Consider the following 15,888-nt stretch of genomic DNA (forward strand, 5'->3'; position numbering starts at 1 on the left):
AAAAGCATGATCGCGGATGGGGACGACGACGAATGAGGTATCCCGCATCCGAGAAACTCGAGATCATCCGGTTGGTTGAGCGGTCACATCTGCCGACCAAGCGCACCTTGGACAAGCTGGGTACAGCCAACCACTCTTCGCCATTTCACCGATACAGTTTGTGCCTGTAATAGTATCGCGTTGTCAGGGGCTTGCGTTAGGTCGCGCCAATCGTAGACTCATATCTGCACGAGAAACAGCCCGAACTGGGACACAAATCTGGGCAGGCCGATTTGGCGCCGTCGCTCCGGGTGCCGTAGAGCTGCCGAGGTCCATTCGGAGTCTTCACTACGCGCCGCTGTGTTGAGCGGAAATGATGAAAAGGCACCACGAATCAAACTTTACATGACAGAAGACGCACAAAAACAAATACGCATTGCTGCCTTGTACGCCGCCTTAAGCCATCGCTGGAGTGGCAGCCTGCGCCCTGAACCAGGCAGATGGCTTTCCGACGCCCGTGACAGAGTTGGCAACTTCGTTTCAAATTGCGCCGGCATTTCTGGCCGCTCGAATGCACTCAGGAGGCCGGGACGCGATGCTTCCGACTAATGGGCCGCTAGGTCGGGATCATATGACACCACAAGCACGTTCTGGGCGACCTGAGGGCTGGTCTCATATGGGCCCTCTCCCAAATACTCGACAAAACCAAGGCCAAGTCGGTCCATATCCTCCAGCGTAAAGGTCCACCCGGCGAGGCCAGACGCCTGCAACGCATCGAGATTACCGGGACGCAGACCATGCAGCGTGACTTCTGACGAAATGCCAATGGTTTCGAAAAAATCGGCTTCATCCTGGCGAGATATCTCGGCGAAGGCGATTTGTTGGTCAATCGCCTGTTCGATTTCTGCACTCGTGGCGTTTTCCGGCAGAGCCGGGATAAGAGCCGTTCGCAAGGCCGCTCGCTCCAGATCGTCGCCGCTTTGGTCAGGATCGCTTTCCGCGATGACGTCGTATTGGTTTTCTGATCCATGCCAACCCACAAAGGCACCTGCCCGAATGGTGCGCGTTGCCCCGGCCGTGAAGATGTAGTTGGCGCAGGAAGAAAAGCAGATAGCTTCGACCGTGACATTCAGGCCCTGTTCGTGAATCCATCGCCCTATGACCCGACCCGAATTCGTATCCCCACCACCAGAATTGACAACAAAACTCTGAACGCGCGACGCCGCCTCTGAATCAATGATTTCCAAAAACGCATCCTGCGAGGCAATGGAGATTTCGCCAAAAAAATACATCTCATTGCCCTCGATCCAGATACGGGCAGGATCGTCCTGAGCGAAGACGGGGGTCGGATCTTGGGCCAGGGAGAAGCTCGGGAGGACTGCAAGCGAACTGGCGATGACAAAGCTTGCACCAAGTGTGCGCATAGGGGCCACTACAAAGACCCCAAAAGCTCTGCAATCCGCGCGCGCGTCAGAGCGACATGGCACGCGCCTTCGGTGATGCCTGCACCCGAGCCGCCGCCGAGAAGCGCGGCGCTATAGCTGCACTGTGCGTCCCGATAGGTCAGCCATGCTGATTGCGCGTCGACCAAGGCGGGCACAGCCACCTCTCGACCCGTCACCTCGTCCAACTCCGTAGCCGCGTCCTGAGCGAAGCCCAGTGCTTCGGCAAGCGCCTGATTGGCGATTCCGACCTGAGCCGAGACACAGGACCCGATCTCGACCTGACTGGACACCTGCACGCCGCATTCCAATGCAGCGTCAGCGCCAGCAGGGCCTGAAAGTGGCATCGACAAGACGGCAAAGAAAATCGAATATCGGAACATGGGGATTTCCTGAGTTAAAACTGAGGCATGATGCGTTTACCCTAGCACTCTTTCGATCAATAAGAAACCTTGGTTAAGGCACCCTCGCAGCTGCTTTGATCACCGCGCCCGCCGCGACAATGCGCACTTCCACAAGTAATATCCCATCAAAACAAAGAGGCCATAGAGGGGCTCGAAGTATTGCACGACAAACGCGATGCCCTCGGTTGCGGGATCGCTGTCCAGGCTGACCGCGTTGTCAGCTGCCGCCTGCGGTCGCATAGCTGAAATGCGAGCATTCAAGGTGACCATCGAATCCCAGACGCAATGCAGAAAGGCTCCGGGCCAAATGGAGCGTGTTCGTAGTGCAAGGGCGCCATAAAGAATGCCGGATAAACCTGCCGAAACGACCTGGGTGGTGGTTTCATCGAAATCCTGTCCGCCAATCCAATTGACGTAGTGCATTGCTCCGAAAAGGATGGATGACGCAGCAATAGCCGCGAGCGGCCCCCACGTCACTTCGAACCCGAAAAGAACGACGCCACGAAAGAGGGTCTCTTCAAAAATCCCGACCAGCAGCGTCAGGGCAAGCAGAGACACTATGAAAGATGCCGGAAAGGACACGGTCACCGATTGTTCGATGGTGCCAAAGACTTCGAGAGAAAAAAGGGCGCCCATAAACAGAACGGGTATTAGGACAAACCACACTCCGCCCCATGCCGGTCTCGTGGTCAAACGCGTCTGTTTTGTCCAGCCCAACCAAATGATGATGCCAATCAGGCTGAGCACGAGTACAAGCTCAAATGGTGTTTGCGACAGATCCACCGTGTCGGCGTGGCGGTCAGCATTATGGCCCATTGACGTGTCTGATGAGAGCGTGGGGACCACAAAGGCCAAAAAATATCCGACAAGCATCAGCAACGCCGTTGTAAGCGGCCGCGCGGTCAGCCAATCGCGAAGTGTCTTAACCATGGATGATCCTAGACCGGCGCTTGTTCATCGTCGCCTCTTCTTGTCGCACGACAGACCTAATCCCAAAAGCGCTAAGTCATCTCCTAGGTTGCCGCCGCTCGTTTGTGTCTCTGCAGATAACTGCCTCTTGGCAGACCCAAAGCGAGTGAGATGGGTTTGCTGAAAAATGGGACGGCCTAGTTGAATTCGTTCCCGCGGACCATAGTCGACATACCGCAGGCATTCATCATGTTTCGGGAGTTCATTCGGCATCTCGACTCGCACCGCAATTTCGCGAAGATCGAGGGGCAAAGTAACCGCGGAAAGGCGTTGGAGATGGATCTGGCAGTTCTGGAAGCCCTGGTTGTCGCGTTTGTGGTGTTCGGGGTTATCTTGATGATTGATCGGATGCCGCGATTGAACAAGGCATCAAGAATGGTAAAGGCGGCTTGTGCGGCTGCGATGACTGCGGTCGTGATCGCAATCTTGAGCTGGATCGTGTGACTCTCCGGTAGCCACTGCAAGCGAGGCAATGACAGTTTACTTCCCGATAAAGCGCATCAACCACCAAGATGCCTATTCCAAGGATGGTGCCTGCAGTAACCAAGCGGAAAGCTATTTTAGTCGTTTGCGTCGCGCCGAAGTTGGCACGCACCATCATTTCGCTGGCAAGTACCTCGGTGCATACGCTGCCGAAATGGCGTGGCGTGCCCGAAGCGGCCATTGAAACCCGACATCAGAAACCAAATCCATATTGCGCGAACGCTGCGTGTTTGCGAAATTCGTCGCAAGAGAACTGCGCCTCCCCTTCAAGGATAAGCAAGGCCCTGAATAGGAACTCTTGTGAAATCATCGGGGTCGCGCCATGTGTTGACCCAAGCGCCGTTTTTCTCGTATGTAAATCTATAAACTTTACGCGTGTTGCGTTTGGAGTTTACAAGTTAAGAGATGGCACAGCGCAAGATCCGGAATATGGAAGAGTTTGCGGCGGTCAGCGGAATATCGCGACCGACGCTCTCCAAGTTTTTCAACAACCCTGACAGTGTTCGTGCATCGACACGGCAGCGGATCGAGAAGGCGTTGGACCAGCACGATTACCGCCCCAACATCTACGCCATGAACCAGAACCGGCAAACGACCAGAAATATCGGGGTCGTTGTGCCTTATCTGGCCGACCCGTTCTTTACCGAAATCGGCCGGGCGGTTGAGGTGGCCTGTATCAACGCGGGTTACAGCCCCATATTGCTCAGTTCGCATGGCAATCCCGAGCTGGAAAAGGAAAATCTCGACTCTCTGCGGTCACTGAAACCGGCAGGTGTGTTACTGGCCCCGTTCGGGCGCGCGTCGGATCAAAAGGCCATTCAGGAATTTGGCGCGGATGTGCCGCTGGTTTTGTTTGATGCCAATATCAGCGAGGCCGGAGAAGCCTTTATCGGCACGGACAATTTCCAGAGCGTCGGGTTGATTGTCGAATATCTGTGCCGCAGCGGTGAACCGCCCAGCTTGTTTGAAATGAAGACGCCTTCCAACCCGAATGCAATCAAGCGCCGTCAGGCTTATGGCGCGGCAATGGAGCGCCATGGGTTTACGCCGCACATCTTTCAGGTCGATGGTGAGGGCTGGGATTTCGAAGAGATCGGGAAGGACGAGGGCGGCAAACTTCTGGCCCAAGCGGCCTTTCCGACAAATACAGTTCTATGCAGCAATGACCGTCTGGCGATTGGCATGTTGTCAGCAGCTTACGGTTTGGGCATTCGCGTTGGGCATGGCGAAGGGTGCAGTTTGCGCATTGCCGGGCATGACGACCATCCCTTCTCGCGTTTCACCTGTCCGCCGCTGACGACAATTGCCCAGGATTACACCGCGATCGCTGACCGCGCGGTGAGCACCCTATTTCGAATCATCGAGGCGAAAGAAGCGCCTTCGGTGCGGGAAGAGACGCTTTTCGAGGGCAAATTGGTGATGCGCGACTCTGCCTAAGTCTTGGGCAAAGAGAGGAAAAGTGAAAATAATTTACGCGCGTAAAAAATAAATTGACTTCGCGTTAGTCTCACCGCTACTCTGTTTGCCAACATCCTGCAAAGAGGGAGGACTCGGATGTCTTTGAGGACTAGTATTTCGACCGCAGCCGTTCTGACGTTTGGCCTGACCGGTGCGGCACTGGCTGAAACCACCATCACAGTCGCCACCGTCAACAACGGCGACATGATCCGTATGCAGGGGCTGACCGATGCGTTCACAGCCGAGCACCCGGACATCACCGTTGAATGGGTCACTCTGGAAGAGAATGTCCTGCGTCAGCGCGTGACCCAGGACATCGCCGCCAAGGGCGGACAGTTCGACGTCATGACCATCGGGACCTATGAAGTGCCGATCTGGGGGGCGCAGGACTGGCTGGTGTCCCTGAACGACATGCCCGCCGAATGGGACGCCGACGATCTGCTACCGGCCATCCGGGGCGGACTGACCGTGGATGGCGAGCTTTATGCCGCACCGTTCTATGGCGAAAGCTCGATGGTGATGTATCGCACGGACCTGATGGAGCAAGCCGGGCTGGACATGCCCGATGCGCCGACCTGGGATTTCATCAAGGAAGCCGCTGCCGGCATGACCGACAAGGACAACGAGGTTTACGGCATCTGCCTGCGCGGCAAGGCCGGCTGGGGCGAGAACATGGCGTTCCTGACGGCCATGTCCAACTCCTTCGGCGCGCGCTGGTTTGATGAGAACTGGCAGCCTGAGTTGAATGGCGAGGAGTGGACCGCCACGGTCAACTTCTACATGGACCTGATGAACAATTACGGCCCCCCCGGTGCCTCAACCAACGGGTTCAACGAAAACCTGTCGCTGTTCCAGCAAGGCAAATGCGGGATGTGGATTGATGCCACTGTAGCGGCGTCCTTCGTGACCAACCCCAACGACTCGACCGTGGCCGACAAGGTTGGCTTTGCCCTGGCCCCCGATAACGGGCTTGGCAAGCGCGGCAACTGGCTCTGGGCGTGGTCCCTGGCCATCCCTGCCGGGTCTGATGCCACGGATGCCGCGAAAAAGTTTGTCGCCTGGGCCACATCCAAGGAATACACGGCGCTGGTCGCATCGAAAGAAGGCTGGGCCAATGTGCCTCCGGGCACGCGCACCTCGCTCTATGAGAACGCCGAGTATCAGGCGGCCGCACCTTTCGCGGAAATGACCCTGGGCTCGATCAATGCGGCCGATCCAACCAACCCGTCGGTGAAACCTGTGCCCTACACTGGCGTACAGTTTGTCGCGATCCCGGAATTTGCAGGTATCGCCACGCAGGTGGGCCAGGAAATCTCGGCGGCCCTTGCCGGCCAGCAATCGGTAGAAGAGGCGCTGGACAAGGCGCAGGCGCTGACCGTCGACGAGATGGAAGCCGCAGGCTACTAAGACATCGCTCCCGGGTTTGGGGGGCAATGATCGCAAGATCGCCCCCCAGGCCCTACACTGACCCGCAAACCCAAGCGTCACACCCGGCAGCCCGATGGCAGCCAACAGAGGAGGTGCATCATGGCAACCCAACATTCCAGATCAGCCGCCCGACTAATGATGGCACCGGCGGTCATACTGCTTCTCGGCTGGATGCTTGTGCCCCTGACGATGACCCTTCTCTTCTCGTTCAAGAAATACTTGCCCCTGCGCGGCGGTGATCTGGGCTGGGTCGGATTTGACAACTACGTTCGCTTCGTGACGTCCAGCGCCTTCTGGCCCTCGGTTTCAGCCACCCTGATAGTTGTGGGTGGGGTATTGCTTATCACCGTGGTGTTCGGTGTCCTGCTGGCCATTCTGCTTAATCAGCCGATGTGGGGACAGGGCGTTGTGCGGATCCTGGTGATTGCGCCCTTCTTCGTGATGCCCACCGTCTCGGCACTGGTGTGGAAGAACATGTTCATGGATCCGGTGAATGGCCTGTTCGCGCATTTATGGAAATTCTTCGGCGCAGCACCAGTGGAATGGCTCAGCCAGGCCTCGCTTCAATCCATCGTCATGATCGTCTCCTGGCAGTGGCTGCCCTTTGCCACGCTGATCCTGCTGACCGCGATCCAGTCGCTGGACAGCGAACAGCTTGAGGCCGCCGAAATGGACGGCGCACCGCCGGTCAAACGCTTCGCCTTTATCACTCTGCCGCATCTGGGCCGGGCCATCACGGTTGTGGTGCTGATCCAGACAATTTTCCTGCTGGCCATCTTTGCCGAGATTTTCGTGACCACCCAAGGCAGCTTTGGCACCAAGACACTGACCTATCTGATCTACCAGCGCGTGCTGGAGAGCCAGAATGTCGGGCTGGGGTCCGCCGGTGGTGTCTATGCAATCATTCTCGCCAATATCGTTGCCATCTTCCTGATGCGCATGGTCGGCAAGAACCTGGACGCGTGAGGAGGATATCATGGCCCGCTCAATCACGACGCAACGCAAGATCATCAACACCGCCGCCGCATGGGCTGTCGGGCTGCTGATCTTCTTCCCGATCCTCTGGACGATCCTGACCAGCTTCAAGACAGAGGCCACGGCGATTGCAGATCCGCCGGTGTTCCTTGCCTTCGACTGGACGCTAGAGAATTACGCCACGGTGCTGGAGCGCTCGGACTATGCGCGTTTCCTTTGGAATTCGATCATCATCGCGGGCGGTTCAACCATCCTTGGCCTGATCGTCGCCATTCCCGCGGCTTGGTCGATGGCCTTCGTGCCCTCGACACGGACCAAGGACATCCTGCTCTGGATGCTCAGCACCAAGATGCTGCCCGCCGTGGGTGTGCTCTATCCGATCTATCTGATCTTCATCAAGCTGGGCCTGCTGGACAGCCGGACCGGTCTGATCATCGTGCTGATGCTGATGAACCTGCCGATCATCGTGTGGATGCTCTACACCTACTTCAAGGAAATTCCAGGCGAGATCCTGGAGGCGGCCCGGATGGACGGAGCGGGGCTGAAGGAAGAAATCCTTCATGTGCTGACGCCAATGGCAATTCCCGGAATCGCCTCGACCCTGCTGTTGAACTTCATCCTGGCCTGGAACGAGGCGTTCTGGACCCTCAACCTGACTGCCGCCAAGGCGGCCCCGCTCACCGCCTTCATTGCAAGCTATTCCAGCCCTGAAGGCCTGTTCTATGCCAAGCTCAGCGCCGCCTCGACCATGGCGATCGCGCCGATCCTGGTGCTCGGATGGTTCAGCCAGAAACAGCTTGTGAGCGGCCTGACCTTTGGCGCTGTGAAATAAGGAGACAAGGAATATGGGACGTATCACACTGGACAAGGTCTCCAAGAGTTTCGGCGAGGTGGAGGTTATCCCGCCGCTGGACCTGACCATTGAAGACGGCGAATTCACGGTGTTTGTCGGCCCGTCGGGCTGCGGGAAATCCACCTTGCTCCGCCTGATCGCAGGGCTTGAGGACACCACCGGCGGGCATATCCGTATCGACGGTAATGATGCGACGCACGTGCCGCCCGCCAAGCGCGGCCTGGCCATGGTGTTCCAAAGCTATGCGCTTTATCCGCATATGTCGGTGCGCAAGAACATCGCCTTTCCGATGAAAATGGCGGGTGTGCCCGAGGATGAACAGAACCGGCGCATCGAAGCGGCGGCCAATGCGCTGAACCTCAGCGACTACCTGGACCGTCGTCCGGGGCAGCTCTCGGGCGGGCAACGCCAGCGGGTGGCTATTGGCCGCGCCATTGTGCGTGAACCGGCGGCGTTCCTGTTTGACGAACCGCTGTCGAACCTGGATGCCGCCCTGCGCGTCGGCATGCGGCTGGAAATCAGCGAGCTGCATAAGCGGCTCAAGACCACGATGATCTACGTCACCCACGATCAGGTCGAAGCGATGACCATGGCCGACAAGATCGTGGTCCTTCAAGCCGGTGTCATCGAGCAGGTGGGCAGCCCGCTAGAGCTGTACCGTGCACCGCGCAACAAGTTTGTGGCCGGATTCATTGGCTCGCCCAAGATGAATTTCATCGAAGGCGATGAAGCGGGGAAACATGGCGCGCACACAATCGGCGTTCGGCCCGAACATATCGACGTGGTCGAACAAGACGGTACGTGGCAGGGCACGGTCGGCGTGGCCGAACATCTGGGCTCGGACACGTTCTTCCACATTCATCAAACCGGCCTGGCCGAGACCTTGACCGTGCGTGCGCCGGGCGAAGTGAACTTGGCGCATGGTGACACGATCCACCTCACTCCGCGTGCCGACCAGATCCACAAGTTTGACGCCCAGGGCCTGCGGATCGACTGACGCAGGACAGGGGCAACGAATTTAAAGCCGATTGACATGACGCAGAAACTCGCGCTTTCCACGCTCTCGAATTTGCCGGACAGCATCGCTGTGCCAACCTATGACCGTGCCGGCCTGTCCGCCGGTATCCTTCATATCGGCATGGGCAACTTTCATCGGGCGCATCAGGCGGTTTATCTGGATCGCCTGTTCAACCTCGGGGTAGATCACGATTGGGCCATCGTTGGAGCCGGGATCATGCCATTTGACGCCGAACGTCGCGCCCTGTTGGAAAAGCAAGACTGGCTTAGCACGGTTGTCGAGATGAGCCCCGAGCGCTACGAAGCCCGCGTCACCGGTGCGATGATTGATTTCTGCCCGGCCGAGGCCGAAGCGATCATCAATAGCATTGCCGATCCCGCGATCCGTATCGTTTCCCTGACGATCACCGAAGGCGGGTATTTCATCGACGCGACATCGGGTCAGTTCGACGCGGAACATCCCGACATCCAGCACGACGCGCAACACCCGGACGCGCCGCGAACGGTCTTTGGAATTCTTCTGGCGGGCCTCTGCCGGCGGCGGGACGCGGGCACGCCACCACCGGCCATTCTCTCATGTGACAATATCCCCGAGAATGGCCATGTCACCAGACATGCGCTGCAAGGTCTGGCGGCACTCATATCTGCCCAGCTGCGCGATTGGCTTGCCGAGTGTGTGGCCTTTCCCAATTCCATGGTGGACCGGATCACCCCCGCAACCTCCGAGGGCAAGCGCGCGATGGTCGCCGAGCAGTTCGGGGTCGCGGATGCCGCACCTGTCGTCTGCGAGCCGTTCATTCAATGGGTGATGGAGGATAACTTTCCGCTGGGCCGCCCGCAGCTGGAAAAGGTAGGCGTGCAGTTTACCGAAGACATTCTGTCCTACGAGACGATGAAGCTGCGCCTACTGAACGCCGGGCATGCGGCGATCTCCTACCCCTCTGCTCTGTTGAATATCGATTGCGTGCACGAGGCGATGGCCGATCCGGATATCGCAGGATGGCTGATGAAGCTGATGAGCGAAGACGTTATTCCAGTGCTCAGCCCGATCGAGGGCGTCGACTATCAGACCTATCTGAACACCTGTGTCACGCGCTTTTCCAACCCCGAGGTGCGCGACACCATCGCACGACTGTGTCAGGATGGATCAAACCGGCAGCCCAAATTCGTCTTGCCAACAATCACCGAGGCGTTGGACCAAGGGCGGCCCGTGGAGGGGCTGGCGCTGGAGGTGGCGTTCTGGTGCCGCTATTGCGCCGAGACCGAGGCGCTGGATGACCCGCGTGCCACTGTTCTGCGCACCGCCGCGCAGGAAACACGGCACAACCCCGCGGCCTTCCTGGCGCTGTCAGAGGTGTTTGGCACGCTGGGCCAGAACGCCAGTTTCGCAAGTGGCTTTGCACGCCAGATCACGGCGCTTTGGGCCAATGATGCGCGTTCGGTGCTGCGCAGCTTTCTGAACCGGAAGGCGGCGTAAGATGATCCTGTGTTGCGGTGAGGCCCTGATCGACATGATCCCCACCCCCACAACGGGCGGGCAGGATGGGTTTGTGCCGCATACCGGCGGGGCCGTCTACAACACCGCCATAGCACTGGGGCGGCTTGGGGCCCGCAGCGGGCTGCTGACGGGGCTGTCCACGGATATGTTCGGGCAACAGCTGAGCGATGGGCTGCGGGCCAGCCATGTTGACGCGTCTCTTTGCATCCTGTCGGACCGCCCCACCACCCTGGCGTTCGTGCGGCTGGTGGATGGTCATGCCACCTACAGCTTTTACGACGAAAACTCCGCGGGACGCATGCTGTCCCCCAGTGACATGCCCACCCTGACCGATGAGATTACCGCGCTGTTTTTTGGCGGCATCAGCCTTGCCTGCGAACCCGGGGCCGATGCCTATGCCGCGCTTCTGGAACGGGAAGGCGCGCATCGGGCGGTGATGCTCGACCCCAATATTCGCCCCGGTTTCATTCAGGACATCGCGCGCTACCGCGCCCGGCTGGGGCAGATGATCAGCCAGGCCGACATTGTCAAAGTCTCGGATGAAGACCTCAATTGGATCGACCCTGCGCCCCTGTCCATGTCAGACAAGGTTCACACCATCCTAGAGGCCGGACCTGCCATGGTGATCCTGACCCGCGGTGGTGATGGCGCAACGGCATACCTGGCCGATGGCGCGCAGGTGCATGTGCCTGCCGCCACGGTAGACATTCACGATACCGTCGGGGCGGGTGATACATTCAACGCCGGAGTGCTGGCCAAACTGTCCGAAATGGGCCAATTGCGGAAACCCGATTTGCACGCATTGCCCTCTGAAGCATTGCATGAAGCGATGACGCATGGCGCAAAGGTTGCTGCCGTGACGGTATCACGCGCCGGGGCCAATCCCCCCTGGGCAGGAGAGCTCTGACATGACCAGATGCACACGGGTCGCATTCCCTTTTTGGCGTAAATATGTTAGCGCTATCAAATCTCATCTGGCAGTGCCCAGGCTGCTGCATAAATGGAGAAAATGACATGACCATCAATATTGCAATTAACGGGTTCGGACGTATCGGGCGCGGCGTTCTGCGGGCGTTGGTTGAAAATGCGGACAGCCATGTGCGCGTGGTGGCGATCAACGATCTGGCCCCGCCCGAAACCCTGGCTCACCTGCTGAAATACGACAGCGTGCATGGGCGGTTGAAGGCACGGGTCTGGGTGGAGGATGGCGACCTTGTGGTAGGAACCCAACGCATTCGCCTGACCGCCATCCGCAACCCGGCGGAGCTACCCTGGGGGGATGTGGATGTGGCATATGAATGCACCGGGCTGTTTACCGCGCGCGACAAGGCGGCGCTCCATTTGCAGAACGGCTCCAAGCGAGTGCTGATTTCAGCCCCCGGCAAGGGCGCGGATCGGACAGTTGTCTATGGTGTGAACCACCGCGACCTGACGGCGGATGATGTCATCGTCTCCAACGCCTCCTGCACAACCAATTGCCTGGCACCGGTGGCGATGGTTCTGGACCGGGTCTTTGGCATCAAGACGGGTTACATGACCACGATCCACTCCTTTACCGGCGATCAGCCCAGCCATGACAGCAGCCATGGTGACCTTTACCGCGCGCGCGCGGCGTCACTGTCGATGGTACCCGCGTCAACCGGGGCGGCCCGGGCAATCTCTGAAGTCTTGCCGCAACTGGCGGGCAAGCTGGAAGGCTCCGCCGTTCGGGTGCCGACCCCCAATGTCTCGCTCGTTGATCTCAGCTTTGTGCCCCAGACCCGGGCCAGCCGCGATGACATCAACGCCGCCCTCCGCGATGCGGCCGCAAGCGAACTTGCAGGTATTCTCGCCTATGAGGAAGACCCGCTGGTCTCGGTCGATTTCAACCACGATCCGCATTCTTCCTGCTTTGCCGCCGCGCAAACCTCGGTCACGCAGGACGGGCTGGTGCGCATCGTCAGCTGGTATGACAATGAATGGGGCTTCTCCAACAGGATGATCGACACTGGTCGGCGCATGGGTGAGCTTCTGCATCATGCCGGTCAGCTTCCGATGGCGTGCTAGGGCCATGGTCTCGCGCGTCATCCCTGTTGCGCCTTTTGATCTGGTCGTATTCGGTGCGACCGGCGATCTTGCACGGCGCAAGATCATCCCGGGTCTGTTCCACCGCTTTGCCGTCGGGCAGATGCCACCGGATGCACAGATCATCGGTGCCGCGCGCAGCGACATGGACGCGGACAGCTTTGCCGATCTGATCCGTTCCAGCTTGCTGGAGTTCGCCCCGGAGGCTGCCAAGGAGGGCGGGTCGCTTGGAGCGTTCCTCAAGACATTGCGCTATGTCCGCGTCGATGCGGGCGGCGAGAGTGGCTGGACCGCCCTTGCCGATCATCTGCGCCCCAAGGCGGTGCGGGCTTTTTACCTGTCGGTCTCGCCCTCGCTCTTTGGCCCGATCTCCGACAAGCTCAGCGCGCATGGTCTCGCCACTCCCGAAAGCCGCATCGTGGTGGAAAAACCCTTTGGGCATGACCTGGCGTCGGCCCGGGCCCTGAACGCGGACCTGCGTCGCAGCTTTGAAGAGCATCAGATTTACCGGATCGACCATTACCTGGGCAAGGAAACCGTGCAGAACCTGATGGCGCTGCGGTTTGCCAATTCGCTGTGGGAGCCGCTGTGGAACGCGACCCATGTGGACCATGTGCAAATCACCGTGGCCGAGAGCCTGGGCGTCGAGGGGCGTGGGGAGTATTACGACCGCTCGGGCGCAATGCGCGATATGGTGCAGAACCACCTGATGCAGTTGCTGTGCCTCACGGCGATGGAGCCGCCGTCACGCTTCACCTCGGATGCGGTGCGTGACGAAAAGGTCAAGGTGATCGAGGCGCTGGATCCGGTGGAGCCGAGCAATATCGTGCGGGGGCAGTATCGCGCGCGAGACACCGAGGGCAGCTATCGCGACCATGCTGGCAATCCACAAAGCCTGACCGAAAGCTTCGTCGCCATGAAGGTGACTATCGGCAACTGGCGCTGGGCCGGCACGCCGTTTTACCTTCGCACGGGCAAGAAGCTGCGCGCGCGGACGTCGGAAATTGCCATCGTGTTCCGCGACCCTCCGCACATGATCTTTCCCAGGATGGAAGGACGGCGCGGCAATGCGTTGATCATCCGTCTGCAACCCGACGAAGGCATCACCCTGCGCAACACGATCAAGGAGCCCGGCCCCGGCGGTTTCCGGTTGGCTGAAGTGGCGCTGGATATGACCTTTGCCGATGCGCTTGGCCCCCATGCCGAGACGCAGGATGCCTATGAGCGGTTGATCATGGATGTGATCCGCGGGGATCAAACCCTGTTCATGCGCGGGGACGAGGCCGAAGCCGCCTGGGCCTGGGCCGATCCGATCATCCATGCCTGGGAAGAGGCCCGTCAGGCCCCGGCGCCCTATGACGCGGGCGGGTCAGGGCCGGAGGACGCGCTGATGCTGTTGCATCGGGACGGGCGGCGTTGGCGCGAGATCGAAGCATGACCACAAGTTTTCAATCCGGGTGCTGTGCATCGAGACCATGCAGCGCCATCAAGGAGATGCAAGATGACCACATTGAATGACACCATTTTGCGGGTGACGGACCGGATCATCGCCCGCAGCGAACCCACTCGCACGGCCCATCTGGAAACCATGGAGGCCGCCCGTGCCAAGGGACCAGCGCGTGCGCATCTATCCTGCAGCGGACAGGCGCATGCCTATGCGGCATCGGGACCGGACAAAGATCGACTGGCAGCAACCAGCGCCGGAAACCTTGGCATCGTGACGGCCTATAATGACATGCTCTCGGCGCATCAGCCCTTCGAGCGGTATCCCGATCTGATCCGCCAGGCCGCGCGCGAGGTCGGTGGCACCGCACAGGTTGCTGGCGGGGTGCCCGCCATGTGCGACGGTGTCACGCAGGGCGAGGCGGGGATGGAGCTGTCGCTGTTTTCGCGCGACGTGATCGCGCTGGCCGCGTCGGTGGCGCTCAGCCACAACACCTTTGATGCCGCCGTGTTCCTGGGTGTGTGCGACAAGATCGTGCCGGGGCTGGTGATCGCAGCACAGGCCTTTGGACATTTACCCGCTGTCTTCATGCCCGCAGGACCCATGGAAAGCGGCATGCCCAATGACGAAAAGGCCAAGGTGCGCCAGGAATTCACCGCCGGTGACTGCGGCCGTGACAAGCTGATGGCCGCCGAGATGGCCGCCTATCACGGCCCCGGCACCTGCACCTTTTACGGCACCGCCAATACCAATCAGATGTTGATGGAGTTCATGGGGTTGCACCTGCCCGGGGCCAGTTTTGTGACCCCGGGCTCCAAGCTGCGTGACGCGCTGACCCGTGAGGGCGCCAAACGCGCCCTGAGCCTGAGTGCATTGGGCAACAATTATACTCCGGTCTGCGACATCCTCGATGAAAAGGCGTTCGTGAACGGCATTATCGGTCTGAATGCGACTGGCGGATCAACCAATCCGCTGATCCACCTGGTCGCCATGGCCCGCGCAGGCGGCATCGTGCTGGACTGGCAGGATTTCTCCGATCTCAGCGAGGTGACGCCGCTCATGGCGCGGGTCTATCCCAATGGCCTGGCCGATGTGAACCATTTCCATGCCGCGGGGGGCCTGGGCTACATGATCGGCGAGTTGCTGAAAGCGGGTCTGTTGCACCCCGACACAAGCACGGTGGCCGGAACCGGGCTGGAGCACTACACCAAGGACCCGGTTTTTGCCGACGACACGCTCAGCTGGCGCAACGGCACCGGGCAAAGCCTGAATGACAGGATCCTGCGCCCCGTGCATGACCCGTTCCAGCCCACGGGCGGGTTGAAGCGCCTGACCGGCGCGCTCGGGACGGCGGTGATGAAAGTGTCCTCCGTGGCACCCGAGCATCAGGTGATCGAAGCCCCGGTCAGGGTGTTCCACGATCAGGACGAGGTGAAAGCGGCCTTCAAAGCCCGAGAACTGACCGGCGATGTGATCGTCGTCGTCCGGTTCCAGGGGCCCAAGGCCAACGGGATGCCCGAACTGCACAGCCTCACGCCATTGCTGTCAATCCTGCAAGGGCGCGGGCAGAAGGTGGCCCTGGTGACAGATGGGCGCATGTCGGGGGCATCCGGCAAGGTGCCCGCGGCGATCCATGTCTGCCCCGAGGCGGTGGATGGCGGCCCGATTGCCCGGCTGCAAGACGGCGATATGCTGCGGGTGGATGCGGTGACGGGGGTGTTGGATATCCTGACCGACGGTGTTGCAGACCGCCCTGTTGCCACCGCAGATCTGGCGGCAAACACTACGGGCACCGGACGCGAACTGTTCGCACCCTTCCGCAATGCAGTGGGCGCAGCGACCGCTGGCGCGTCAATTTTCGGAGGTTAATCCAG

Annotated in this window: 14 protein-coding genes and 2 pseudogenes; 13 read left to right on the forward strand and 3 right to left on the reverse strand. The window is 59.7% G+C overall.

The features are described 5' to 3' along the window. Positions 1-155, forward strand: a pseudogene (locus V6N02_RS05835) (IS3 family transposase); the annotation flags it as partial. A gap of 429 nt (positions 156-584) precedes the next feature. Here V6N02_RS05835 and V6N02_RS05840 read toward each other — a convergent pair. From V6N02_RS05840 to V6N02_RS05850, 3 genes are all read right to left on the reverse strand, one after another. Continuing rightward, complete coding sequence (locus V6N02_RS05840) at positions 585-1,403, reverse strand: hypothetical protein (RefSeq protein ID WP_371224576.1); 819 nt, start codon at positions 1,401-1,403, stop codon at positions 585-587. An 8-nt stretch (positions 1,404-1,411) separates the two neighbouring features. After that, entirely contained in the window at positions 1,412-1,804 is a 393-nt protein-coding gene (locus tag V6N02_RS05845; RefSeq protein ID WP_371224577.1) for a lysozyme inhibitor LprI family protein, read from the reverse strand. Positions 1,805-1,903: 99 nt separating this feature from the next. After that, a complete protein-coding gene (locus V6N02_RS05850; RefSeq protein ID WP_371224578.1) occupies positions 1,904-2,755 on the reverse strand; it encodes a CPBP family intramembrane glutamic endopeptidase in 852 nt (283 codons plus the stop codon). A 228-nt stretch (positions 2,756-2,983) separates the two neighbouring features. Between V6N02_RS05850 and V6N02_RS05855 the strand changes: the two genes are divergently transcribed. The 12 genes and pseudogenes from V6N02_RS05855 to edd all read left to right on the forward strand — a co-directional run bounded on the left by V6N02_RS05855 (position 2,984) and on the right by edd (position 15,883). Continuing rightward, positions 2,984-3,238, forward strand: a complete 255-nt coding sequence (locus V6N02_RS05855) for a hypothetical protein (RefSeq protein ID WP_371224579.1) — start codon at positions 2,984-2,986, stop codon at positions 3,236-3,238. Between the two features lie 37 nt (positions 3,239-3,275). Then, positions 3,276-3,443, forward strand: a pseudogene (locus V6N02_RS05860) (transposase); the annotation flags it as partial. 239 nt (positions 3,444-3,682) lie between these two features. Continuing rightward, positions 3,683-4,714 (forward strand): LacI family DNA-binding transcriptional regulator, encoded by a 1,032-nt coding sequence (locus V6N02_RS05865; RefSeq protein WP_371224580.1) that lies wholly within the window; start codon positions 3,683-3,685, stop codon positions 4,712-4,714. 117 nt (positions 4,715-4,831) lie between these two features. Further along, positions 4,832-6,142 carry an ABC transporter substrate-binding protein gene (locus V6N02_RS05870; protein WP_371224582.1) on the forward strand — a complete coding sequence of 437 codons (1,311 nt, stop codon included), beginning with the start codon at positions 4,832-4,834 and terminating at the stop codon, positions 6,140-6,142. Positions 6,143-6,262: 120 nt separating this feature from the next. Further along, a complete protein-coding gene (locus V6N02_RS05875) occupies positions 6,263-7,129 on the forward strand; it encodes a carbohydrate ABC transporter permease (RefSeq protein WP_371224583.1) in 867 nt (288 codons plus the stop codon). A 10-nt stretch (positions 7,130-7,139) separates the two neighbouring features. Beyond that, positions 7,140-7,970, forward strand: coding sequence for a carbohydrate ABC transporter permease (locus tag V6N02_RS05880; RefSeq protein WP_371224584.1), 831 nt, complete (start codon positions 7,140-7,142; stop codon positions 7,968-7,970). 13 nt (positions 7,971-7,983) lie between these two features. Continuing rightward, positions 7,984-8,988: an ABC transporter ATP-binding protein gene (locus tag V6N02_RS05885; protein ID WP_371224585.1), complete on the forward strand. Its 1,005-nt coding sequence runs from the start codon at positions 7,984-7,986 to the stop codon at positions 8,986-8,988. Between the two features lie 36 nt (positions 8,989-9,024). Then, positions 9,025-10,485, forward strand: coding sequence for a mannitol dehydrogenase family protein (locus tag V6N02_RS05890; protein WP_371224586.1), 1,461 nt, complete (start codon positions 9,025-9,027; stop codon positions 10,483-10,485). A gap of 1 nt (position 10,486) precedes the next feature. Further along, positions 10,487-11,413: a carbohydrate kinase family protein gene (locus V6N02_RS05895; RefSeq protein WP_371224587.1), complete on the forward strand. Its 927-nt coding sequence runs from the start codon at positions 10,487-10,489 to the stop codon at positions 11,411-11,413. Between the two features lie 107 nt (positions 11,414-11,520). Next, a complete protein-coding gene (gap, locus tag V6N02_RS05900; protein WP_371224588.1) occupies positions 11,521-12,552 on the forward strand; it encodes a type I glyceraldehyde-3-phosphate dehydrogenase in 1,032 nt (343 codons plus the stop codon). A gap of 4 nt (positions 12,553-12,556) precedes the next feature. Further along, positions 12,557-14,008: a glucose-6-phosphate dehydrogenase gene (gene zwf / locus V6N02_RS05905; protein WP_371225266.1), complete on the forward strand. Its 1,452-nt coding sequence runs from the start codon at positions 12,557-12,559 to the stop codon at positions 14,006-14,008. A gap of 63 nt (positions 14,009-14,071) precedes the next feature. Further along, positions 14,072-15,883, forward strand: a complete 1,812-nt coding sequence (gene edd, locus V6N02_RS05910; RefSeq protein ID WP_371224589.1) for a phosphogluconate dehydratase — start codon at positions 14,072-14,074, stop codon at positions 15,881-15,883. Positions 15,884-15,888: the final 5 nt, after the last annotated feature.

The sequence above is a fragment of the Roseovarius conchicola genome (assembly GCF_041403425.1).
In the GTDB taxonomy this organism is placed as follows: Bacteria; Pseudomonadota; Alphaproteobacteria; order Rhodobacterales; family Rhodobacteraceae; genus Roseovarius; species Roseovarius conchicola.